General features: G+C 34.7%; 23 protein-coding genes. 17 read left to right on the forward strand and 6 right to left on the reverse strand.

What is annotated here, in order from left to right; translation table 11 throughout:
- Nucleotides 1-11 precede the first annotated feature (11 nt).
- Nucleotides 12-608: a hypothetical protein gene (locus ACN5L8_RS10525; RefSeq protein WP_120405315.1), complete on the forward strand. Its 597-nt coding sequence runs from the start codon at nucleotides 12-14 to the stop codon at nucleotides 606-608.
- Nucleotides 608-2,734, forward strand: coding sequence for a hypothetical protein (locus ACN5L8_RS10530; protein WP_419173001.1), 2,127 nt, complete (start codon nucleotides 608-610; stop codon nucleotides 2,732-2,734). Before ACN5L8_RS10525 ends, ACN5L8_RS10530 begins: the two co-directional genes overlap by 1 nt.
- Before the next feature lie 38 nt (nucleotides 2,735-2,772).
- On the opposite strand, the gene ACN5L8_RS10535 is transcribed toward ACN5L8_RS10530, so the two are convergent.
- Both ACN5L8_RS10535 and ACN5L8_RS10540 read right to left on the reverse strand, forming a co-directional pair.
- Nucleotides 2,773-3,615 (reverse strand): hypothetical protein, encoded by an 843-nt coding sequence (locus ACN5L8_RS10535; protein WP_334678064.1) that lies wholly within the window; start codon nucleotides 3,613-3,615, stop codon nucleotides 2,773-2,775.
- Nucleotides 3,616-3,746: 131 nt separating this feature from the next.
- Nucleotides 3,747-4,889: an acyl-CoA dehydrogenase family protein gene (locus ACN5L8_RS10540; RefSeq protein WP_162929680.1), complete on the reverse strand. Its 1,143-nt coding sequence runs from the start codon at nucleotides 4,887-4,889 to the stop codon at nucleotides 3,747-3,749.
- A 183-nt stretch (nucleotides 4,890-5,072) separates the two neighbouring features.
- On the opposite strand from ACN5L8_RS10540, the gene ACN5L8_RS10545 reads away from it, so the two are divergent.
- A complete protein-coding gene (locus ACN5L8_RS10545) occupies nucleotides 5,073-6,800 on the forward strand; it encodes a hypothetical protein (protein ID WP_114705503.1) in 1,728 nt (575 codons plus the stop codon).
- A 2-nt stretch (nucleotides 6,801-6,802) separates the two neighbouring features.
- Nucleotides 6,803-7,183 (forward strand): hypothetical protein, encoded by a 381-nt coding sequence (locus tag ACN5L8_RS10550; RefSeq protein ID WP_114705502.1) that lies wholly within the window; start codon nucleotides 6,803-6,805, stop codon nucleotides 7,181-7,183.
- Here ACN5L8_RS10550 and ACN5L8_RS10555 read toward each other — a convergent pair.
- Nucleotides 7,173-8,015: an endonuclease/exonuclease/phosphatase family protein gene (locus ACN5L8_RS10555; RefSeq protein ID WP_419173002.1), complete on the reverse strand. Its 843-nt coding sequence runs from the start codon at nucleotides 8,013-8,015 to the stop codon at nucleotides 7,173-7,175. The two genes, ACN5L8_RS10550 and ACN5L8_RS10555, sit on opposite strands and share 11 nt — an antisense overlap.
- A gap of 103 nt (nucleotides 8,016-8,118) precedes the next feature.
- Nucleotides 8,119-8,958 (reverse strand): endonuclease/exonuclease/phosphatase family protein, encoded by an 840-nt coding sequence (locus ACN5L8_RS10560; RefSeq protein WP_419173003.1) that lies wholly within the window; start codon nucleotides 8,956-8,958, stop codon nucleotides 8,119-8,121.
- Nucleotides 8,959-9,103: 145 nt separating this feature from the next.
- On the opposite strand from ACN5L8_RS10560, the gene rlmN reads away from it, so the two are divergent.
- Complete coding sequence (rlmN, locus tag ACN5L8_RS10565) at nucleotides 9,104-10,168, forward strand: 23S rRNA (adenine(2503)-C(2))-methyltransferase RlmN (protein WP_114705499.1); 1,065 nt, start codon at nucleotides 9,104-9,106, stop codon at nucleotides 10,166-10,168.
- A gap of 10 nt (nucleotides 10,169-10,178) precedes the next feature.
- Here the strand turns inward: rlmN and ACN5L8_RS10570 are convergent, their stop codons facing one another.
- Nucleotides 10,179-10,451, reverse strand: a complete 273-nt coding sequence (locus tag ACN5L8_RS10570) for a hypothetical protein (RefSeq protein ID WP_419173004.1) — start codon at nucleotides 10,449-10,451, stop codon at nucleotides 10,179-10,181.
- Nucleotides 10,452-10,610: 159 nt separating this feature from the next.
- Between ACN5L8_RS10570 and sppA the strand changes: the two genes are divergently transcribed.
- The 12 genes from sppA (at nucleotide 10,611) to ACN5L8_RS10630 (ending at nucleotide 21,554) form a co-directional block, all read left to right on the forward strand.
- On the forward strand, nucleotides 10,611-11,570 hold the full coding sequence (gene sppA / locus ACN5L8_RS10575; protein WP_334678067.1) for a signal peptide peptidase SppA: 960 nt from the start codon (nucleotides 10,611-10,613) through the stop codon (nucleotides 11,568-11,570).
- Between the two features lie 10 nt (nucleotides 11,571-11,580).
- Complete coding sequence (locus tag ACN5L8_RS10580) at nucleotides 11,581-12,810, forward strand: hypothetical protein (RefSeq protein WP_114705496.1); 1,230 nt, start codon at nucleotides 11,581-11,583, stop codon at nucleotides 12,808-12,810.
- Nucleotides 12,777-13,199 carry a hypothetical protein gene (locus ACN5L8_RS10585; protein ID WP_120405311.1) on the forward strand — a complete coding sequence of 141 codons (423 nt, stop codon included), beginning with the start codon at nucleotides 12,777-12,779 and terminating at the stop codon, nucleotides 13,197-13,199. The genes ACN5L8_RS10580 and ACN5L8_RS10585 overlap by 34 nt, the downstream gene beginning before the upstream one ends.
- Nucleotides 13,199-14,074, forward strand: a complete 876-nt coding sequence (locus tag ACN5L8_RS10590) for a hypothetical protein (protein ID WP_419173005.1) — start codon at nucleotides 13,199-13,201, stop codon at nucleotides 14,072-14,074. Before ACN5L8_RS10585 ends, ACN5L8_RS10590 begins: the two co-directional genes overlap by 1 nt.
- A gap of 1 nt (nucleotide 14,075) precedes the next feature.
- The gene (locus tag ACN5L8_RS10595; RefSeq protein WP_114705493.1) at nucleotides 14,076-14,879 is read left to right on the forward strand and encodes a hypothetical protein; all 804 of its coding nucleotides are present in this window, start codon (nucleotides 14,076-14,078) and stop codon (nucleotides 14,877-14,879) included.
- Nucleotides 14,879-15,577 (forward strand): MotA/TolQ/ExbB proton channel family protein, encoded by a 699-nt coding sequence (locus ACN5L8_RS10600; RefSeq protein ID WP_158536744.1) that lies wholly within the window; start codon nucleotides 14,879-14,881, stop codon nucleotides 15,575-15,577. Before ACN5L8_RS10595 ends, ACN5L8_RS10600 begins: the two co-directional genes overlap by 1 nt.
- A 9-nt stretch (nucleotides 15,578-15,586) precedes the next feature.
- On the forward strand, nucleotides 15,587-16,000 hold the full coding sequence (locus ACN5L8_RS10605) for a biopolymer transporter ExbD (RefSeq protein ID WP_419173006.1): 414 nt from the start codon (nucleotides 15,587-15,589) through the stop codon (nucleotides 15,998-16,000).
- Nucleotides 16,001-16,088: 88 nt separating this feature from the next.
- Complete coding sequence (locus ACN5L8_RS10610; protein ID WP_419173007.1) at nucleotides 16,089-16,778, forward strand: TonB family protein; 690 nt, start codon at nucleotides 16,089-16,091, stop codon at nucleotides 16,776-16,778.
- 8 nt (nucleotides 16,779-16,786) lie between these two features.
- The gene (locus ACN5L8_RS10615; protein WP_334678070.1) at nucleotides 16,787-18,121 is read left to right on the forward strand and encodes a hypothetical protein; all 1,335 of its coding nucleotides are present in this window, start codon (nucleotides 16,787-16,789) and stop codon (nucleotides 18,119-18,121) included.
- 130 nt (nucleotides 18,122-18,251) lie between these two features.
- Entirely contained in the window at nucleotides 18,252-19,799 is a 1,548-nt protein-coding gene (locus tag ACN5L8_RS10620; protein ID WP_419173008.1) for a sigma-54-dependent Fis family transcriptional regulator, read from the forward strand.
- Nucleotides 19,800-19,867: 68 nt separating this feature from the next.
- Entirely contained in the window at nucleotides 19,868-20,041 is a 174-nt protein-coding gene (locus ACN5L8_RS10625) for a hypothetical protein (protein ID WP_158536743.1), read from the forward strand.
- An 82-nt stretch (nucleotides 20,042-20,123) separates the two neighbouring features.
- Nucleotides 20,124-21,554 (forward strand): HD domain-containing protein, encoded by a 1,431-nt coding sequence (locus ACN5L8_RS10630; RefSeq protein ID WP_158536742.1) that lies wholly within the window; start codon nucleotides 20,124-20,126, stop codon nucleotides 21,552-21,554.
- On the opposite strand, the gene ACN5L8_RS10635 is transcribed toward ACN5L8_RS10630, so the two are convergent.
- Nucleotides 21,555-22,382 (reverse strand): hypothetical protein, encoded by an 828-nt coding sequence (locus ACN5L8_RS10635; protein ID WP_114705486.1) that lies wholly within the window; start codon nucleotides 22,380-22,382, stop codon nucleotides 21,555-21,557.
- Nucleotides 22,383-22,428: the final 46 nt, after the last annotated feature.

Here is a 22,428-nt window from a genome sequence, read left to right on the forward strand (position 1 = left end):
GATTATTTTTTATGAAGTTATTTATTATTTTTATTACTACACTAAATACATTTGCCGCAACAATATCGATCAATTCAAATCCAAGTGAATGTGATGTTTATGTTGTTGATAAGAATGGTAAGAAAGTTTCGATTGGTCAGACACCATACAAAGCTGAGATGGAAACACTTCAATCAAATTATGGAAGTGATGGACCAATTCAGGTTGAAGTATTTAAACCTGGGTTTGAAGCATATAGTATTTCTGTTCCTTTTCTAAAAAAAGGGGATGTTGATATAAATGCAAACCTAAAAGTAGAGAAGAATATTCGTTTAGCTCAAGACTTTGACTTCTTAGTAGCAGATTTATTTGATGTACTAAGGTTAATGCGAGGAAAGAATCTAGAGTTAGCTTTTAAAAAGTTAGAGAAGCTAGAGGCGAAGTTTCCTCATTTTTCAATTATTCATGAAATGAAAGGTTCAATATCATATATGAAAAAAGACTTTAAAAACTCTTTATCTTTCTATCGAAAAGCTTTTGGGATTAATCCAAAAAATATGGAAGCTTATAGAATGAAAAAATATTTGGAGAAGAAATTTAATATTGCTTCAAATAAAGGTGAAAATTAATGAGATTACGTGCTTTAGTAGTACTTATATCAGTTTCTTGTTTAACGGTATTTGCAAATTCAGGAATGAGTGTTCTTCCTAGCTTAGAATGGCAAAGAAGTGAGTTAGAAGCAAAAGTTTACGACAAGATGAATCGTGGTGTTAGAGTTATTCTTAATCATGATTACTACTTTGTTGATGTCGAAATTGCTACAACAGCTCCTGAGGTTCCAAAGTTTAATATTCCTTTAAATAAATCTAATAATAAAGGCGTCTCAGGCGATGATAGTGTTGAAAGTAAAACTGTCGAAGCTGAAAAAGAGGCTAAAGCAAAAAAAGAGCAAGAAGAATTAGATAAAAATGGTAAGAAAATTAAGTTCACCAATGACTTACCTGAAGCAGATTATGGTGAAACTGTTGTATTTTCAAAGTTTGGTATGGAAGCTCCTCTAATTGATGATTTCAATGACTTTTCACCAAGCGGGAAAATCCTACTAACAATGGGGGATGATTCAAAGGCCAAAATTGAAAGAATTAAAGAAGGCTTCAAAAAGGAAAAAGAAGCATTAAATAAAGAAATCTCAAAGCTTAAAGAAGCAACAAGAGAAAAGCCAAGCTTTGTAGAACAAATGTGGAAATATAATACTTCAATCGATATTTTTAAAAATATTTCAGCTGTTAATATTCTCGTTCGTCTTCCAGAGTCTATCGTTAAAGAAGAAAGAATACGAATTGAAAAACTTATTCAATCAATTAAGCTGGGGGTATCTGGTGTTAAACCAAAATTCACTTTTGAATATACGGTGAAAATGCCTATACAAGAGAAAGAAACACTCACACCAAAAGACTTCATTAGTGCATTGAGTGGTGTCTCGAATATTATTGCAATCGTTCTAGGTGTTTTACTTATTGGTTTAGTGGGAAATCGATTAATATCAAAATTCTTTGAGTTAAGCAGTGGCTCTCAATCGGGTGGTAATTTTACTATGCAAAATGATAGTGCCGATGATGAAGATGAAGGGAGCTCAGGAGATGCCATCGCAGCTGGGGGAGGCGGTGGAAGTGATGGTATTGGTGTACATTCTTTAAATGGGGTGGAGAGATTTAAGGTCTTTGTAGAAAATACTCCTCAAGAAGCAATTCTACTTGTTAAGAAATGGCTAGCACAAGGAGATAAGAATTCTAAAGCAGCGTTAAGAGCATTGGTTCAACAAATTGATAATAATGCACTTAAGGAGATCTTTAAGATGCTTAGTGAACCTGAAAGGGCAGCATGGCGTGATCTATTGAATTCTCCTTTGACAGCAAATGAGCTAACAGGGGCCAATGACTTCATTAGTAATCAAATTGTTCAAAGTGTTATTGTTCCTTCTCTTATTGAAGATCCAAATACTTATGATTTACTTTTAAAACTTAATTCAGATGTAGTTAAAAAAGTTTATCAAGAAGAACCTTATATTGTTGCACTTGTTCTTAATGCATTAAATGATAGTTTTGTCGCAGAGGTTTTATCGACTTGTGATGATGAAATCGTTTCAGAGATTTTGCAAAGTTCAGTAGTTATAAAGGAAGAGGAAGTAAGAGATGGACAGGCTAAGATTAAAGATACTTTAAGTAAGTATATTGAAACAAAGTCTAACTTACCATTTGTTGAGAAGTTATTTGAAATACTTCCTAAGGTAACTTCAAAAGTTGAGAAATCAATATTTGAGACTTTAAAAGATAATGTTACATTTGAGCAATTCTTAAGTCTTAGTAGGGACTATTATCCGGCAGAGTTAATTGATTCTTTACCTGAGAAGTTCCTAAAGGAAGCTTTAACTCAATATGACTTAAAGAAAAGAGTTGCAATGTTAATGGGTCTAGATGCAGAGATGAGAAATTACTATCTCGATATATGTGCGCCAGATGGTACTAAGGCAAGAGATCTAATATCAATCGAATTTGAAACTATTGAGCGAGATGAAACACTTTTAAATAAAGTGATGAATGAGAAAGAAGATAATTGGAAAGATTTTGTTTCATATGTTCGAACTCTTATTAGTAAAGATAAAGAGTTTAAAAGCGAGATTGACTCTGTTGTTCATAATTGGGTTAGTCAAAAATATGGTGAAACAAATAGTGATTCACATCTAAAAGTAGCATAAATAAAAAAGCAGCTCTAAGAGCTGCTTTTTTTATATTTTTAATAACCTTGCCAATTTTCATCAAAGCATGAACTATCCATCTCTCGACAGCCATAGAATCCACCATGGTCCTCTGTTGTTCGATAAGCATTCTTCATACATGAATAAACATCTTTATTCTTAGGCTTACAATTTGCATAAATAATTGTGTCCATATGCTTTGTGAATATAACGTCTTTTCTATAATTCAAATACCCGTGGTTTCTCATAACGGAGTGCTTAGCTCCTAAAACACGACAATTCATTGCAACAGGTGCACCTGTACTTGTACTCACAATTGGTTTCGATGTTACACGTGCAAGAATATTTGGATTCCAAGCATTCCACTTCTCTTCGTATTCATCTACTAGGCCCATTAAGTGAAGTGCTTCATGAACAACAGTTCCACAAGATAAATCAACAGCGTAATTTCTCGAATTTGAACGAGCACCTCTACCTTGGAGACCGATATTTACCTTTGGTGGTTTATCAACTCTAGTGCTCTTATCCCATAGTCTTAAACTTAGTTTTCTTCCTGCACCATCAACAAGGTTTGATCCTTTGGTTTCATAGCAGCTTTTAATATGTCTAAGTAAACGAGTGCGTAATTTGGAATTATCAGATTTTATATTTAAATTGATATAAGCGAGGTAGTGTTCGCCTGCAACGTTTGCACGCTTAAGCGTGTACTTCATCTCAACTCGTGTACGACTGAAGCTTGGTGAGAAGTTTACTCTCATTTCTTGGCCACGCTTTAACTCATTACAATTATAGACATCGACTTTTCCATCAACTTTTACAAGTGCAAGTGCCTGTGTTGAAACAGCAGCAAGAAGTATTAATTTTTTGATTTTGTTGTTCATTATCCCTCCCATCGAATTGAGGGATACTACCTAACGTTTTTGCGCGTCGCAATGGAGTTGTAATATTTATCGAAATAGATGGCCAAGTACTTGAAACTACTTGGCCTATTATATGAAAATTTAATTCTGAATTACGCTTGAGCGGCCTTGAGTAGGTTCTTGGCGATAATCATGATCATCACCTCATTTGTCCCAGCACCAATCTCATTAAGCTTATTATCTCTCATCATACGCTCAACTGGGAACTCTCTTGAGTAACCGTATCCACCGTGAAGTTGGATAGCATCAAGAGCAATCTTAGTTGCCATCTTTGGAATCGCAAGTTTAACCTGAGCTGCAACTACTGGACCTTTCTCTCCTTGATCGTAACGGTAAGCTACGTTGTAGAGGAAGTTTCTCATCATTTCAGTTTCTGTTGCCATCTCTGCGATCATTTTTTGGATCATTTGATATTCACCAATATTTTTTCCAAATTGTGATCTTTCGTTAGCATATTTAATACACTGATCAACACAAGCTTGTGCGATACCAAGTGAGATACCTGCAATTGTGATTCTTTCAATCTCAAGATTTTTCATCATGTGATAAATTGAATCACCTTCGTTACCAACTAGTTGTTCAAGTCCAACTTTAGCGTTGTCAAAGATTAGCTCTCCAGTAGGTGATGCACGCATTCCCATTTTGTGGATAGGGCTACCAAAGTCAAAGTGACCTTTATCTTTTTCTAGGATGAAAGTCGAAAGGTTCTTTCTCTCTTTTCCTGTTCTTGTGTAAACGTAAGCGATATCTGCGTATTGAGCATTTGTGATCCACATCTTAGTACCGTTAAGAAGATAGTGGTCGTCTTTCTTTTCAGCTTTTGTTTGGATACCAACTGCATCTGATCCGTATTCTGGTTCAGACATTCCCATACAACCGATGTGCTCACCAGTGATTAGTTTTGGCAGATATTTCTCTTTTTGTTCTTTAGAAGCATTGTTTTCGATGTTGTTAACACAAAGAATTGAATGAGCTAGATATGAAAGAGTAGATGAAGCACAGGCCTTTCCAAATTCTTCCATAACAATCGTTGCTGATAGAGCACCCATTCCTGCACCACCATATTCAGGATCAGCAGTAATACCAAGGACTCCGATTTCACCCATCTTCTTGAAAGCATCCATGTTGAAGCTTTCTTCTGTATCATGCTTTTCTGCAACTGGAGCAAGCTCCTGTCTAGCAAAGTCGCGACACATTTTTTGGATTTGTTTCTCTTCCTCTGTGAAATACCACATAAATCTGTTCCCCTCTGTCATATTTTAGTCGAAATAACTTACCGTGTCTTACATCCGATGGCAAACGGCAGGGTAAATGTTTTTTTGACAATACAATATATTGATTAAGTAGGTGAAATTTGTAAGTACTTGAAATTGTCAAAGCGATTCACATGCCCTACAATTTTTTTAAGGAGTAGATAGATGCTTACAACACCTGTAGTCAAGGATGAGGACACGGTATTTCCAGGGGAGAATTGGTTCTTCTATTGGAAAACTTCCGCTTCCCTGTGGAAGTCCAAAATCGAGAAAACGTCATTAACTGATAAGATAATCGTACCAATTAATTGGAGTTTCCATACGGATACTGGGGATAAGATCGACTTTGCGGATCAAAAGCCCGAAACGGACTTCAAAAGACTCTATGATATCTGTCGTGAGCTAGAAAAAGAGATTATCTTTTTACTTCCGATTACTCCTGTTCCTTATTTACCAAACGGTGGTATTCCATATCTCTTGGCCCGCACGGCAAGTTGTGATGAGTATGGAATTAATCGAGCAAGCGCAGATAGTGAAGGAACAATACATAAGTTCTATAGTTTTTATGATCCTCGTGTCTATAAAGGCTTTTCAAGATTTTGTTCTCAGCTTTCTGAATACTTTGAAAAGAACGAAATAAAAGCTCCTCTTTGGGGTGCTAATTGTGGTCATTATACTCATGGCTATTTTCGCTCTTATCTCTATGATCGATCAGTTGCTTTTAATAGTGGTTTTTCCAAATTTATTGAAATGAAAAAAGCTGAGTTAAAACTAGACAAGATTACGGCCGATCAAGAGCAGGATTTTATTATTGAATACAATGATACGATCTCAAGTATCTATGAAGATATTTCTAAAAACTCACTAAAAGAAAATTGGCAGGGAGTGAAGAACTTCTCTTTCTTAGAAGGGGAGATGAATTCAATTGAAGCTCGTATGCTAGATCAGATTAGTGATACTAAAATTATCGATGATGCACTAAAGAGTCTCGATAATGGCATTATGCCTTCTTCTATTTTACTTCCTAACCGTAATAAAGTTGGTATTTATTCTGACTTGAAAAAGCAGGTTATTAATTCATCTCGCCTAGACGAGTTTTTTAATGAAAAAACGATAATTGCGGATAATGATTTTATTTTTAAGGCCTCAAGCGCCGTCAATATCTTTCACAATGTAAAGGATCAAAGAAGTAAGGATCAAATTGCAACATCTGGTTTTTTAGACTTCTGTAAGAAGCACTTTAGTTGGGATTATCGATTTTCTAATATTGAAAATTTTGATTGGGAAGACTATGTCGAAAGTTCGTTTCAATTCTTCTACTTTAATGGAAGTGAGATATCGACTGAGAGATTGGGGAAGGTGCTTAAGCTCTTTATGAGTGGTGGAAAGGTTATTATTGATATTGCAAAGCTCGATGTGGCCCTAAAAAGAAGACTTGAATCCTTCTATCTTGAAAATGAATTAAGTGTAGAAAAGATTCGTTATCTAACAGAGATAAATACCATCACAATGGGTGAGGGAAGATTATTAATATTTAATAGTGATGACTTCTCAGAAAGCTCAGATGATGAACTCGATAATTTCTGGAAGAAAGTGACAACAAGTATTGGCCATAGCTCTTGCCAAATTTCTCATAGTGGTGAAATCAGATACAAGTGGCAGGAAAGAGGAGTGGCCTCTTCAGACTTAAAGTATGACAAGGTTAAAAGAGTTAGTTTCTTTAATCCTTCTAGTTATAAACAGAAATTAAGCTTAAAGTATCCTTCGGAATATGTGTTTCAAAAAATGATCGATCAAAATCATGTTGAAATCACGAATACTCCTCATGAGATTGAATTAAGTTTTATGCCTAAGGGGACAATCTCTTTAGACTTTGGGATTATATCGGAGTAATTATGGCATCACGTGAAGATAAAATTCTCTATGTAAGTTACGTGTATAGTGAAAAGGTTAATCTCTTTTTGATTCGTGCATTATTTACTCTTAAAACATCGATCAATTTTCATGATCTCGACTTAGATCAAAGAATTGAAGTTACATCTGATGGGTATATCAGTGGTTTCTTTGATGAAGAAGAGCTAACGAAGTTTAGTTACGATTTAAGCGAACAATTTAAACAAGATAAGGTTTGCCTTATATCTCCAGAGGCATTTAATAATTCTTTAGAGGCTTCAAATAAGATTGGAGATTTAATTGATAAGTTTATTGAACACGGAAATATTTTAGAAAACCCTGATCGAGTAAAAAGGGGATTCCTATCGAATATTATTCGATAGGAATTCTAAAGCTTGCTTGCAGAGGCTTGTGATCTGCACCCTGAATATGTCCAAGGACATTGGCTTCAATAAGCTCCAAGTCACGATACCAAATATAGTCTAATTTATTACCAAGCCATTTCATTCTTTTATCTTTGCCAGTAAAACTAGCTTCAGTAAAACCTTGTTCTGATAATAGCTTCCTCATCATCTTAATTTTCTTTTTAGAATTTGTATTAAAGTCTCCAGCAAATACAATTGGTCCGGAAGTTGTTTTGATATATTCAATAACTTGTTTAAGTTGCTTTTCAAGCTTTCTCTTTCTTACAAAATTGATTGCATGAATATTGATAAAAGTAATATCTCTACCATCTTCAAGACGATAACTGCTTGCTAAAGAGAGCTTTGGTGTGCGAATAAAAGGTTCTTTCACCTTACTTCTTAGGGGTGTTATTTGTACTGTAGGGTATTTAGAAATATTTGTTACACCTGTTTTATACTTACGCCAGCTAATAAATGAAGTTGCTAAAATCACCTCTTGTTCAAAAGGGTTTATGAGTTTATCTTTCATTTCACCCTTAAGCTTAAACTCTTGTCCTAGCAAGATATCACTTTCATACATGAGATCATCAAAGTCATTGGCCCAGCTTTCATTCTTTCCTTTATACATATTCCATACAGTTAATTTGAACTCATTTGGAAAATAGCAATCACGACAAGAAAGTCCTTGGTGAAAGTCAATAATCTTATTCTTAGCTGGAATCTTGTGAATGAAAGAGTGTTTATTATTTACTGATGCAAAAGCAGGTAGTGATACCATAGAAATTAGTATGCTTATCATAAGCATTTTCATAACAAATCCTTTTGTTTGAAATATTAATTTCTAAGATTATCTCTAAGTTTTAGTATTTAAGCAAAAATAGAGAGGTGAAATTTTCTTTTTCTTAGATATAGTGTCAATAACTGACTTCAAAGGTAGCCTGCATTGGTTTATGATCCGATCCTTCATTTTCATTTAAGACGCGGGCCTCTAGTTGTTGGAGTCCTCTATACCAGAAATGATCGAGTTTTTGCCCTAGAAAAGTAAGGCGATCATCTTTTCCAGAGAATTCAGTTTTCTTAAAGCCTTGAGCTTTAAAAAGTAGATTCATTGAAATCGTTTTAGATGGAGTATTAGTATTAAAGTCGCCTGCAAAAATAATTGGACCTTCTAGATCTTTCACCTCATCAATTAATTCAGAGACTTGATTATAGAAAGGAATTATTCCAACAAAGTTTAAAGCATGAATATTTACGACAGTAAGGACTTCGCCATTTGAAAGAGGGTAGCTTGTTACAAGTCCCATCTTTGGTGTATTTGCTAGAGGCTCACGTGACTGACTTCGGTATGCTTTTTTTGAAATTGAACTAACTTTTGAAGATGTGAAGACACCTGTTGCTTCTTTTTTAGTATTGATAAAAGATGTGGCCATAACAACTTCTGAATTAACTGGGTTTTCAAGTTCTGTTTTCATATCCCCGGAAAGAAGGAATTCTTGACCTAATATAAGATCACTCTGCGCATCCATTGATTGATATTCTCTTGGCCAACTTGGTTCACTACCTTTGTACATATTCCAAACAGATACAGTAAAGCGCTCTGGAATTGTGCAGTCTTGGCACTTAATAGAACTATTTGATTCTAATATTTGAGACTTAGCTGGAACCTTAAAGATGAGATTTGCTAGGTTATTTCCTGCATGAACATTGATATTAATGAATGTTGTTAAAATCATGAAAATGCTTAACTTTTTCAAATCGAATCCTTTTTCACCGTTTTTTATTGTATTTCTTCCAAATCTAACTATAAATCTAGCTGAAATCGCAAAAAAACTACAGACAAGCTTGTAAATATTATGGACTGACCATATATATAGCACTTAGCATTTTTTGGAGTATTTAATGGAAAGGCCACTTTTCTATTCACTTTCACCTAAGTCATTAAAATCATTTCTTGAAAGTAATGGTCAAAAGGCTTTTGTGGCCACTCAGATTCTTAAATGGGTTTATGAAAAATATGAGTTTAACCCTGAAAATTGGACAAATATTTCCAAAAATCTAAAAGATCTTCTGCTTGAAAACTTTGATTTTAACCTTCCTAGAATTGTATGGAATGGCCTATCAAAGGATGGAACGAGAAAATTTCTTGTGGCCATGCGAGATGATAAGACTGTTGAAACTGTTATGATTCCTGCTCGTTCAAACCGCAAGACTCTATGTGTTTCCTCTCAAGTTGGTTGTGCTATTGGCTGTACCTTTTGTCATACAGGGACAATGGGCCTAATGAGACATTTGGAAGCAGGTGAGATCATTGGTCAATTCCTGGCCGTAACAAAGTTTCTACGTGATAAGGTTGGGCCAGAAGAGCGTCTATCAAATGTCGTCTTTATGGGACAGGGTGAGCCTCTTCATAACTTTGAAAATGTAAAAGTAGCAACTGAGCTAATGGTTAATGAAAAGGCATTAGGTCTTTCTCAAAGAAGAGTTACGATTTCAACTTCCGGACTTGTTCCTCAGATTAAGAAATTAGATGATTTTCCGCCTGTGAATATCGCTATTTCTCTACATGCTGCCCATAATGATATTCGTACTGAATTAATGCCAATTAATAAGGCATTTGATTTAGATCGTCTTCTTGGTGCCATTAAGGAAATTCCGCTAAAAGCACACCGTTATATCACATATGAATACTTATTAATTGATCAGTATAATGATCGAGCTGAGGATGTGACAGCTCTCTTGAATCTACTTCCAAAAAAGGTTTCAAAAATAAACTTAATCCCATTTAATGAATATCCAGAATCAAACTTCAAGCGTCCAAGTGTAAGTCGAATCAATTGGTTTAAAAACCAGCTAGAAGATGGTGGAATAACGACGACTATTAGAACGACAAAGGGAAGTGATATCCTTGCAGCATGTGGACAGCTAAAGAGTGAGCTTGAAAAAGATGCGAATCTTTGGGACTAATTAAAGACGATTATTTCTTATTCTCGTAATCCCAGTATTTAACTTTTGAATTCTTTGATGATGGAAGACGTTTTGACTTTTCCACTTGCTCATCTTGATCAACAGTATAACCATCTTGCCATTTTACTGTAGCTTTTTTGTTAACTACTCTCTGCTTAAATGAGATGGGCTTCTTTGATTCTGAGTGAAAAAATGCAGGTGCTTCATATTTCTCAGCAGAACATAAACCCGACTGTATTACTAAGGTAGTAAATACCAAAAGTTTAAAGTTTACTGATTTCATAAAATCCTCACATATTCCCATTAGGTTAATATCCAATATACTTTTCGGAATGCAGCAGATTTACTTTAATAGGCAAGTTTGTAACATGTTAAAAAGTTTACGAAATCCAATATTTCTGGGAAGATAGAGGTATGGTTTTATAAGCTCAGGGAGGATGCTTTGTCGAATAATAAATCTAAAGATCGTGCAGTTGTGGGCCTTATGGCCTTAGTGGCGGTTTTCTTTGTCGTGCTTATTTTATTTTCAGTATATACGGTAAATATTTTTAAGGGTAGCAACGACTACATTGCATCATCATCAACGAAGTCAAAAGATAAGATTGCTCTCATTGAAGTAGAGGGTGTCATTATGGAGTCTAAGAAAGTCATTGAACTTCTCCATAAGGCAGAAGCTGATGAAGCAGTAAAAGGAATTATCTTAAGAGTAAATTCACCTGGTGGAGCTGTTGCTCCAACTCAAGAAATTTATCAAGAAATTCTTCGTATTCGAGGAGTTGGTCAGTATAAAGAAATAACAAAAAAGCCTAAGCCTATTTATGCTTCTTTCTCATCAATTGCTGCAAGCGGTGGTTATTATATTGGCGCAGCTACAGAGAAGATTTGCTCTTCACCGGGAACTCTTACGGGCTCAATTGGTGTAATCATGCAATTTGTTGATTTATCAGAATTATATAAATTCGCCATGGTAAACCCACAAACAATTAAAGCTGGTCGCTATAAAGATATTGGTCAGCCAAATCGTTCCATGACACCAGAAGAAAGAGATCTTATGGAGAGAATGACTAGAGACGTTCACAAGCAATTTATAGATGACGTATCAGCGCAAAGAAAAGAGCGCTTAACTTCACCAATTAATGAAGTTGCACAAGGTCAGGTTTTTTCTGGAGCACAAGCTAAAAAGCTTGGTCTAGTAGATGATCTTGTTGGACTTTGGCCATGTGCACGTGGTCTGCATAAAACACTTGAGCTTGAAGGTGACTTAAACCTAAGTGAAATTAAAATTAAAAAGAAAAGCAACTTCTTCTCTCTTATTCAAGATCTAGAGGATGTGAAGGGTGCTGTTTCTAGCTTTGTTGAATATGTGAAAATGAGCAATTCGACGAATATCATGTACAAATAGTTGAGGTATAATGCATATCTACTTAAATTGGCTACAAGATCATATATTAGCTGTTGTGGCCTTTGTTTTTACTCTTATCCTGATTTATCACTACTTTAGTGAGAAGGATACAGGTGTAAAACTTTCAAAAAGATATCGAAATTCTATTTTCGAAGCTCAGTCAAAAGTATTCTTAAATGCTACACAATATCTAATCTCAGGTAATCGTGATCTTGCTATTAAAGAATTCCTTAGTGCTGTTGATATTAACCGTGAAACAATCGATACATATTTCGCGCTTGGTGGACTATTTCGAAGCAATGGTGAAATTGAAAAGGCCATTAGTATTCACCGCTCTCTTATCGCAAGGGATAATATCTCTGAGTCTGATCGAATAAGAGCTCTCAAAGAGTTAGCAATTGATTTTGATAAAGGTGGCTTCGTTGATAAGGCCATTGAAACATATAAAGATGTTTTAAAAATCAATCGCGATGAATTTGATGTTATTCAATCTCTTTGTCGAATTTATGAAGATATTGGTGACTGGGATCAGGCATATAATTATCGCATTATGCTATCGAAAGTAGGACACGAAAATCAATCAGAAACGATTTCTCATATTCTTGTTCAAAAGGCCAAGAAACAATTTGAGAATGGACAGCTTTCAAAAGCGGCTGAAGACTTAGAAGATGGCTTTCGTTTTGCTCCTTCTGTATCGGCTAAAATATTAAAGCTCAGAATTCTTCTTCATGAAGGTAATGTTGATGAGGCTAAGCTTAACTTATTAGAGCTTTTAAAAGAGCAACCAATGTATGCTTCATTTGCTTTTGAGTCTTTAGAGGAAGGATTTAAGGGAAGTGAAGATGAGAAGGAAAAGTATTTTAAGAGACTTAATTTAGTCGTTGAATATTTCTTAGAATTAAATGATGCTGATCTTCTTTCAAATGAATCGATCATTTTAACTAAGATTAGACTTTTTAAACAACAACACCAACTCCATAAAGCTTATGAATTATTAAGTGCTTGGGAAAAAGGTGAGAATACTACTTCTGATGCTCTTAAGTCTGAATATATTAAGATCTTAATTGAGCTCGGTAAAAAAGAAGAAGCTGTTACACAAATGAAAGGACTACTCGATAATATGCGCCAAACAGTTACAAAGCACTATTGTCGAGAATGTGGTTATAATTCAGATGATATTTTTTGGCGTTGTCCACAATGTCATGAATGGGAAACGATACAATTCAGATGGAAAGTATAAAGAAAACTATTCTAATCCTATTATTTGCAACCCAAGCTTTTGGGCAAGCAAAGAGTGATAAATCTTCCAATGTTAAGAAGACGATTTATTACGTGAATACTGTATACTCTCAGCTACATCAAAATCCTTCGAAGTTCTCAAGGGTTCTTTCAACTTTTGAGTGTGGACAACCTTTTTATGTAAAAAGTGCTCCACTGTCGAATTTCTACAATGTTGAATATTCTAATTACCAAGGCTTTATGAGTGTGGATGTTTTATCGAAAACAAAACCACAAGAATGCTGGCAGGATTTATATCGCCGCTTCTTTGATAATATTGAAATCGGTGTAACTGAAATTCACTATTGGGGACGTCTCCAGGATCTATTAAGAAGAGGGGAGAGTCGATAATGAAAAGGTTATTAATTTTAGGATTTATTCTTACATCTTTTTCATCTCCATTTGCTCAGTCAGATCAAAGTGAACTACCTGTCGAAAATGAATTTGTTAATTTTAATAAAATTCAAAAAGTATTAAAAAAAGATGGCCTTGAAAAAGTTGCCAAGAAGAAAAAGATTAAAGCTCAGGAAAAGAAAAACTCGATCGAAGATAAGAAGAAGTCTTTCTATAATACACCAGGAGGAAGACATTTCTGGGAAATTATGACTCAGTATTGGCTTGTCAAAAATGTAAACCTACTAAAGTGGGATTTTCATAAACCTGAATTTGGAGTTACTGAATACTTTGAAAACTTCCTAAAAGAAGTTGGCTACTTTGGCCTAAAGTTTAAAGTTCTGTATGTGAACTCTGCTAATATCACGCATTTTGGTTTTCCACTTTCAAGAAAAGACTATCTCTTTGTTGTAAGTGTTCCATTTATCCGTGCTATGGACTTATCAAAACTTCAAATATCTCTGTTAATGTTTGAGGACTTATTAAGATTAGAAAATGAACAATTTATTAGTAAATTCGATGATGCGACATTATTGAAGTTAATGAATAGTAACTTTTATAAGAAAGAATTCCCAAAGGAAGCATTTGAAAAGGTTCTAGCTAAGTATTCTGATATTGCTTTTAACTCTGGCTTTTCTTTTAAAGATCAGTTTACAGTAACGAAGAAAATGGATGTTATTTTGAAAAATAATCCTAAATATTGGAAGAATTACTATAGTCTATTAGAGAAGATCGACTCTTTAACAAAGGGGAACTTACTTTATAAGCATTATTCAAAGATTTATCCATCGCCTGAATTACAGCTAAAATGGATAGACCCAACGACTAATTAATATGAAGTTATTCGCCAAAGAAAAAGCTATTTATACCTCAAAGTATGCAATCTCAATTTTTATGTATTGGGTGATTTACTTTATATTAGTTTCTATAGCGTCATTCTTTCACTTTCGTCTTGGCCATAAATTGATAATTGTAGAAAATTGGCTATATGACTTTTCATGGCAACTACTCGTGATGGCCAGAATTCTGGGATTTTTTGCATCAGCATATCTATTTTCAGATATTCGAATTAAGGATATTCGAAGTCAGCTCTCTTTTGATTGGTATAATAATATTACGACACCTACTTACTTAGTATCGTTTGCTTCAATTTTGGTGTTCTTATTCTTTATTCGTCCAAGTCATTTAGAGAATGTTCAATTTTCTGTTTTTCAGTTAATTATCCACAATATCTTAATTTTTGCCTTTTTCTTCTTTGATTTTTTAAATTCAAAATTATTTCTAAAGAAGAAAAGGGGAGTTGGAAGGTTATTTCATATATTTGTTGAAGGATCTTTTGTTTATCTTTCTTTATTTGTTCTTTTTCCAAGAAATACAAGTTTAGAAATTGGTCACCTCTTATTATTTTATATGGCCTATATTCATCTGTATTTATTTAACTATTCAGTCTTAAAGGGAATGATCTTTGTATCAATAGTCTTTGTTCCGCTTTTTGCATTCTTAGGTCATGATCCATTGTGGGGGACATATTACTCGATGTTTTTCTCACGCTTAACGAGCCTGCTAATGCCGGCCATAAGTTTATTAATTGTAACAATCGCTTACTCATATTTTTTACGTAAGCAAGGAGAAGTATAGTGCAAGGTCACAACTTAGATATTTTTCAAATCTTACTTGATTCTAGTATTGTCGTAAAAATCGACTTACTATTACTTGTTGCAGCCTCAGTGCTGTCTTGGACAATTATCTTTCAAAAGCTATCTGCATTCAAAAAAGCGGAAAGGGCCAATAATGACTTTAAAAACTTTTTTAGTGGAGTAACTTCATTAGAAGAAGCATATCACGATGCACAGACCATTGAAGAAAGTCCACTAAAGAGAGTTTTTCTTTCTGGTTATCGTGAACTAAAGAAAACAGAAATTGCTCTGGGTGAAAATTATGCTGCTATTAAAGAACACTATGCTTCGATAGCAAACCAATCAATGGAGCGTACTCTTAGCAATGAAGTTGTTGAAGTCGATCAGACGATGAGTTCAAATCTAACAACATTAGCTTCAATTGGATCAATTACTCCATTTGTTGGTTTATTTGGTACCGTTTGGGGGATTATTGATTCCTTTTCAGGGCTTGCTAGTGGTGGAGCGACACTAGAGACTGTTGCACCTGGTATTGCTGAGGCCCTAGTTGCTACAGCAGTTGGTTTAGTCGCAGCGATTCCTGCAACTTGGTACTTTAATAAATTTGGTCAAAGAAGAAATAAACTTAGAGAACAACTTCATATTTTTAGTAATCAATTTATTAATGAAGTAGAACGCTATATTTCTTCAAAGTCTTAGGAGTATTTCATGGGAATGAATACAGGTGGAAATGGCGATGGGCCAATGTCAGAAATCAACGTAACACCCCTCGTGGATGTTATGCTGGTTCTCCTTGTTATCTTTATGATAACGGCACCTCTTATGCTTAATGGTATTGAACTAACTCTTCCAAAAACTAAGGAAGTGAATGTCATGAACTTAAGTTCGTCTCAAGTTGTTTTAAGTTTTACGAACTCTGAAGAGTTCTATGTTGGTAAAGATAAGATCTTAATGGCCGAACTGATTAAGGTTTTAAATATGAAGCTTCAGGAAACAAAGTCTCAGACTTTATTTTTAAGAGCTGATTATCAGTTAGAATATGGAAAAGTTGCAAAACTCATGTCATATCTGAAATCAAATAATATTAACAATATTGCATTGGTAACAGAATTAGAGGAATAGAATTATCGAAAATAATTTTAATAAATACATTTCAATATCATTAGGGGGACACATTCTCTTAGTGACGGCTTTGTATCTATTTTCGATCATGAAATTAGGAACTCCTTTTGATCCAGAGAAAGCAAACCTTAATAAAATGAGAGTCATTGGAAAGGCCATTAAGGTTGATGTTGTGGCCATGCCTAAGATGACTTATCAGGAATTAAAGAAACTAAGCCCACCACCAAAGAATAAAGTGGCAAAACCTAAGGTTGAAACGAAAGACACAGGTGGAAGTGATAAGGCAGTTTTAAAGAAAGAAAAGAAAACAAAGTCATTGGCCGATATGCTTTCTAAATATGCCACAAGAGATGTTAAAGAAGACAATAAGCCTAGAAAGAAAGTTAAAAAAATAGAAGAAGTCGAAGATAATACTGATTATAGCGGTGTTATCGCTGCTGGTAATAAATTAAGTGAAGGTAGCTCATATACTGGAACAAGTAGTGTCCAGGCTCAAGGTGCATTTGATGAGTATGTTTTAAGTGTAATGGAAGAGGTTAGAAGATATTGGAAGCTTCCAGCTTATCTTGCAAATTTAGAGCTATCTTGTCATGTGCAAATTTTTATTAATGCCCAAGGAAAGTTATTAGATTATAAAATTATAAAGTCTAGCGGTAATAAAGAATACGATAATAAAGCAATTAGCTCAATTCGTTCCGTTAAGAAGTTCCCTAGACCAGATAAGGAAATCACCAATAGGTTAGTTGCTGGAGAAATTGTTCTGGCCTTCCCTATATAGGAGGTACAATGAAGTATATTTTAAGAGTTTTTATATCATTACTATTATTTACAAATGTTTTTGCTGAAAATGGGCTAACTGTTGTTTCCGTTGGTGAAGCAGAAGTTGTAAAAGAAACCCTATTAGTTGAAAAAGTCTTCTCTGAGGGTGCATTTACGCCTAATGAATTAGAAGCTGCTGAAAATTACATAAATATCGTAAGAAACGATTTTAAGTTCTATTCAAATTATTTTCAGGTTCTACCGCGACGAATCTCTCAAACATCTTTTGATAATGTACGATTCTCTACTTATAAAGCAAAGGAGACAAACTTTCTTGCTCGCTTTCGTGTTAACCGTGATAACGGGACAACAAATCTTGAGTATCGTTTATGGAATACTTCAAACGAAAAAGAATTAGTAACAGGAAGTATTGCATATGATCAAAATAACCGTAATGCAATCCATGAAATTGCAGACAAGTTTTATCGCGCTATTGTAGGAAAGCCATCAATCTTTAAAGATAAGATTGTATTTGTTTCAGATCACAAATTACCAGAAGGAAAGAAAGAACTTTTCATCATGGACTTTGACGGTGCAAACCCAAAGAGACTCACTTGGCACAATGGAGTTGTTATCTCTCCTGCTGTTTCTCATGATGGAAGTAAGATTGTTTACAGCTTAATAGATGAATCAGTAAAAGGTGCAAAGAAGAACGTTAACCTTATGATCTACGATGTTGCGACTAGAAAAACAAAGATCCTTTCTAAACGTAAAGGTCTTAACTCTGGTGCAATCTTTACTAACGATGGGGAAGAGATCATTTTAACTCTTTCTCACCAAGGAAATGCAGAACTTTATCGTATGCATTTAAAGACAAGAAAGCTTACGCGATTAACAAAGAAATTTGCACCAGATGTGGACCCATCTCTTAATGCAGAGGGGACAATCCTTACATTCCTTTCTGGAAGACCTGGTAAACCAATGATTTATACGATGGATCCTTCCGGATTAGAGAAGGATGTAAAGCGTATCAGCTACGTTGGAAAGTATAATGCGACTCCACGATTTCACCCAAATGCCTCTGAGATTGTCTTCTCTAGCTGGCTTGATAACCGTTTTGACCTGTTTAAGGTAGGGGCCGATGGCCAAAACCTAGTGAGATTAACGAAGGATTTCGGCTCAAATGAGGATCCTGAGTACTCAAAAGATGGACAGTTCATTATTTTTACAAGTTTGAGGGTAATTTCACAATCTAAGGCCACTCAGAATGTCTATATTATGGACACTTGGGGTAAAATCCTGGGTCCACTGACCTCAAACTTCGGAAAGTGTACAAGTGGTAGATGGCTTAAGTCACTGTAATTACTGTATATCTATATTTTTTTTGAACACCCGAGCATTTTAGTCTTGTAAAAAATTCAGACGCACTGTATCATGAATATAGTTTAACACTATGCGACACACACAATAAAAAATACACGGGAGTTTTTACATGACAATCGAAATGAAAAAAGAATCAACAAAAATTGAAAACCTACTGTCTACTCTTCTTACAACTTTAGATGAGCAGATTTTCTTTAGTGAGTTATCAAAATTCTTCAAATCAGAGATTGCATGCGATGAAATCATCATCAACCTTGCTCACGAAGATGGAAGTTGTCGAATCGTTTCTAAGAATGCTAAGGCAGTTAAAAACGCTAAGAGAGTTTCAAAAGGACTAGGAGCTGTTGGACATGTAATTAAGTCTAAGAGAGCTTACTTTTCAAATAATGTACAAAGAGATCCACTTTTTGCTTCTACTAAAGAAGAAAATTCACACTCTGAATTATGTGTACCAATGATCATTGACGGTGTAATCATCGGAACAATCTCTTTTAAAGGTAATAACGAAGAAGTTAATTTTAAGAAAGAAGATATCAATACTGTGCTTGAAGGACTAAATGCTATCCAAAAGCCACTTAAGAATATGAAGATGTATCTTTCAGCTAAATTCTTAAATGAGTCACTTAAGCAAAAAATTGAAGAAAAAGACCATGAGTTAAAGAACTCTGTACCAGGTGTAAACCTTTCTCGTTCAACTACTCAAGAGAAAGAAATCATTGGTAAATCAGAAATCATGCAAGAGCTTCTAATTGCTGTTGATCGTGTAGCAGCATCAGATGTTAACTCTTATATGGCCGGTGAAACTGGTGTTGGTAAAGAGATGATCGCAAGAAGAATTCACTGTCGATCAGAAAGAAAGAACCACGCATTCATCGTTGTAGACTGTTCAATGGGGAACGATGACTACCTTGAAGCAGAAATCTTTGGAAAAGAAGAAGTTGATGCTGTTAGAGGATTTAGAGTAAAGAAAGGTGCCCTAGAAGCAGCTAACGGTGGAACAATCTTCATTAATAATATTGAAAAAATGCCTGTTAAAATTCAGGCAAGACTTATGAGCTTCATCAACGACCTAGCATACTCTAGAGTTGGAACTCATGAGAAACTAAGATCAAACGTAAGAATTATTGCTGCATCAGCACATAATATGAAAGAAAGAGTAGAGGAAGGAACTTTTAGAGAAGACCTATTCTACAATCTATCAACTATTGGTCTAAGAGTACCATCTCTTAGAGAAAGAAAGTCAGATATCGAAGTTCTAGCTAACCACTTTCTAAACCTAGGAAAGTCAGCTGAAACACAAAAGTCGATGTCTCCAGGTGTTGTTAAACTTCTTGAAGATTACAACTGGCCAGGAAACGTAAGAGAGCTTCAATCAATCATGGAAAGAGCTTATGTACTATCTCCAGGACTAATTGTTGAAAGAGACCATCTTGCTGACAGCATTAAAGTTGAGCAACAAGAGATCAATGAAGAAAAAGAAGAAATTAGAGTATTTAGAGAAATGACGCTTGGTGAAATTGAGAGAGAGCATATCTGTCATACACTTGAGCACTTAGGTGGTAACAAGACTAAAACAGCAAAAGTTCTTGGTATTACTGTAAAGACTCTTTATAACAAGCTGCATAGCTACGGAATGATTGAAGCTAAGGAAGCTTAAAAGTAGATTAAACAGAATTGATAAAGCGTGTTTTTGAAGTTAATATGTCAGTCTAATAAGGAGAAACCATGTCAACAGAAGACAATAGACTACCGAAGAACTTCAGAAATTCACCAGATTTAGAGAATTTCTACCGCTTTATCTATGAAAATAACTTAAGAGCTGAAGCTAAGAAGATGTTCGAAGCTCTAAAAGTTGCTACAACTCCTGTAAAGAAAAGAGGAAGAAAGAAAAAATCTTAAAATCTTCTCAAAAAGTCGCAAAAATATCATACAATATAAGATGCCCGTATTTTACGGGCATCTTAGTTTTCAAAGGATCAACATGGAAGTTGCTGAACAAACCAAAAAAGGTTTAAAGGTCTATGACCCTCTCTATGGTTTTATTGATTTAACTCCTCTAGAGATGGAAATCATTCACAGCCCATTCTTTCAACGTCTTAGATGGATCAAACAATTAGGATTTTCATTCTATGTATTTCATGGTGCTGAGCACTCTCGCTATGGCCATTCAATTGGTGTTTTAAATAATGCTCATCATATTCTAAGATCTGTTGGACGAGGTGTTGAAGATCACGAGTTATTTCAAAAAATTCAAGTAACCAAAGAGGCCAAATATCATCAGGCCATTCGTATATCTGCCTTACTCCACGATATTGGTACTTTTCTCTTTTCTCATACAACTGAGATGGCCTATATCAAAATAGGGGAGACTACTAATAAGAAAGGTGGAAAAGGTCTTAAAGATGACCACGAAAATCTTGGTTCATTTATTATTAAAAATACTGATTATGAAGGTGGTCTAACACGTATTCTTAAAGATCATGGAATTGATCCACAAGAAATTTCAGATCTTGTAAAAGGAACTCACTCTTCAATTCTTGCCAATCAAATTCTACACTCTGAAATTGATTGTGATCGTATGGATTATCTTTTAAGAGATGCTCATTATACGGGATTGAAATATGGAACTTATGATCGTGAGTATCTTCTTCATCATTTCACAACGAAGAAAGTTGCGGGACATGATATCTTAGCAATCAAAGAAAATGCTCTTCACTGTGTTGAGGACTTTCTAAATGCAAGGTTTGCTTGGTACTCACAAGTTATTCGCTCTCCTCGTGGATCAAAATATGACTCTATCGCTGATACGCTTTGTTATCATATGCTAGAGAAAGGCCATATTTATCGCTACAGTGAACTCTTAGATATTATCAGTAACGATCCAATGAGATTCTACGGTTTCAATGATTCATACTTTATGAATACGATTCATAAATTATTAGTTGATGGAAAGTTTGATGGTTATCCACATATTAAAGATATGGCAAAAATCCTTCTTCTTCGTCATGGAGCTAAGAATATTGATATTAGCGAATTCTCACAAAGCCTATTGGAACAAGATAATACTGGCTTTAATGACAAGCTCTATAAGAAAACAGAAAATAAGGCCCAAGATATTGTCAATATTGTAAAGATGAAAGGTGGAGCTGCTGATTGGGTTATCCCTGATCTTCCTAAGAAGAAAATTATCTTTGTTAAAAGTCCTCGAGAGTTAGCAAAGGAAACAAATAAAACGAATCTTTTACTTGAAAGAGATCCTGTAAAAATTTGTTTTGATGATGGCCAGGTACAGCTCTTAGCAGATGTGGAGAACTCAATAATCTCTAAGCTATCAAATACCATGAGCTACACGCCAAATTGTTTCTGCTCAGATGGAGCTTATCAAATTCTTCAGGATGAAGGGATTATCTAATTAATTTAGACGTCCCTTCGCTCTCTTTATAAGTGGTAGATAAATACCTTCAAGGCTTGCACCATCGTAATCAATAGTACTGAGATTTCCCGTAAGCAAGTCTAGCTCTGAATTTACAAATAGGACTTCTGTATAATTATCAAAAGTAGGATAATCGCGAACAAAAGCTCTCTCTTCAATTGAGTTTTCAAGATTTAATAGCAGGCAAATAATATTAGCACTACCTTTTGGCTGAGGTATTCTTGGAATAACAAAGCTTAAATTATCAATAAGGTTATTGAGATAATCTTGTCTTTCTTCACTTCCAAAAGTGACAAGGCCTTTATTTGTGATTGAAAAGAATGTTGCTTCAACACCCATAAAGCGGTGAGATTCATTATCAATTGATAATAATGATATGGCCTCATCTCTTGGTGATAAAATATATTGGCCAGTAATTTCATCAAATGGTGGAACAAAGATAAAGTTTTCAAAATTTGTCATACCAAGATCTTTATCCATATTTAGCCCAACGACTTCGATAGATTTTGATTTTGTTTCTCGACAAAGCATTCCCACTGTAATGGGACGAATCCTTTGACCTTCTTGAATTTGTTCTTCACACAATTGGCGATCAGTATAAGCAAGAGTTAAATTGATTTCTAGTTGATCAATATACTCGGTTTTAAAGCGATTACTTTCAGAATTGGTGTCATTTTGGATTACATAGATGATGTCATAAAATGATAGACAATTATCGACACTTGAATCATCGATACAATTTCGTGATCTAAGAAAAGATGAAAGGTGTTTCGGATCCACTTGTCTATTGTTAATTTTTTCAAGCACTTCTGACTCCTTGAGCATCAAATTTATATGATTCTACGTTCGAAAT

Origin of the sequence: Halobacteriovorax sp. (assembly GCF_048381875.1) — a bacterium.
Taxonomy (GTDB): domain Bacteria; phylum Bdellovibrionota; class Bacteriovoracia; order Bacteriovoracales; family Bacteriovoracaceae; genus Halobacteriovorax_A; species Halobacteriovorax_A vibrionivorans.

Excerpts from the sequence above, each read along its gene's own strand:
- ACN5L8_RS10615 (WP_334678070.1), top strand. The coding sequence starts at position 16,787 with ATGAAGTATATTTTAAGAGTTTTTATATCATTACTATTATTTACAAAT.
- ACN5L8_RS10555 (WP_419173002.1), bottom strand. The coding sequence starts at position 8,015 with ATGAAAATGCTTATGATAAGCATACTAATTTCTATGGTATCACTACCT.
- rlmN (WP_114705499.1), top strand. The coding sequence starts at position 9,104 with ATGGAAAGGCCACTTTTCTATTCACTTTCACCTAAGTCATTAAAATCA.
- ACN5L8_RS10545 (WP_114705503.1), top strand. The coding sequence starts at position 5,073 with ATGCTTACAACACCTGTAGTCAAGGATGAGGACACGGTATTTCCAGGG.
- ACN5L8_RS10605 (WP_419173006.1), top strand. The coding sequence starts at position 15,587 with ATGGGAATGAATACAGGTGGAAATGGCGATGGGCCAATGTCAGAAATC.
- ACN5L8_RS10535 (WP_334678064.1), bottom strand. The coding sequence starts at position 3,615 with ATGAACAACAAAATCAAAAAATTAATACTTCTTGCTGCTGTTTCAACA.
- ACN5L8_RS10590 (WP_419173005.1), top strand. The coding sequence starts at position 13,199 with ATGAAAAGGTTATTAATTTTAGGATTTATTCTTACATCTTTTTCATCT.
- ACN5L8_RS10595 (WP_114705493.1), top strand. The coding sequence starts at position 14,076 with ATGAAGTTATTCGCCAAAGAAAAAGCTATTTATACCTCAAAGTATGCA.
- ACN5L8_RS10585 (WP_120405311.1), top strand. The coding sequence starts at position 12,777 with ATGGGAAACGATACAATTCAGATGGAAAGTATAAAGAAAACTATTCTA.
- ACN5L8_RS10540 (WP_162929680.1), bottom strand. The coding sequence starts at position 4,889 with ATGTGGTATTTCACAGAGGAAGAGAAACAAATCCAAAAAATGTGTCGC.
- ACN5L8_RS10630 (WP_158536742.1), top strand. The coding sequence starts at position 20,124 with ATGGAAGTTGCTGAACAAACCAAAAAAGGTTTAAAGGTCTATGACCCT.
- ACN5L8_RS10570 (WP_419173004.1), bottom strand. The coding sequence starts at position 10,451 with ATGAAATCAGTAAACTTTAAACTTTTGGTATTTACTACCTTAGTAATA.
- ACN5L8_RS10525 (WP_120405315.1), top strand. The coding sequence starts at position 12 with ATGAAGTTATTTATTATTTTTATTACTACACTAAATACATTTGCCGCA.
- ACN5L8_RS10625 (WP_158536743.1), top strand. The coding sequence starts at position 19,868 with ATGTCAACAGAAGACAATAGACTACCGAAGAACTTCAGAAATTCACCA.
- ACN5L8_RS10610 (WP_419173007.1), top strand. The coding sequence starts at position 16,089 with ATGAAATTAGGAACTCCTTTTGATCCAGAGAAAGCAAACCTTAATAAA.
- ACN5L8_RS10550 (WP_114705502.1), top strand. The coding sequence starts at position 6,803 with ATGGCATCACGTGAAGATAAAATTCTCTATGTAAGTTACGTGTATAGT.
- ACN5L8_RS10580 (WP_114705496.1), top strand. The coding sequence starts at position 11,581 with ATGCATATCTACTTAAATTGGCTACAAGATCATATATTAGCTGTTGTG.
- ACN5L8_RS10620 (WP_419173008.1), top strand. The coding sequence starts at position 18,252 with ATGACAATCGAAATGAAAAAAGAATCAACAAAAATTGAAAACCTACTG.
- ACN5L8_RS10530 (WP_419173001.1), top strand. The coding sequence starts at position 608 with ATGAGATTACGTGCTTTAGTAGTACTTATATCAGTTTCTTGTTTAACG.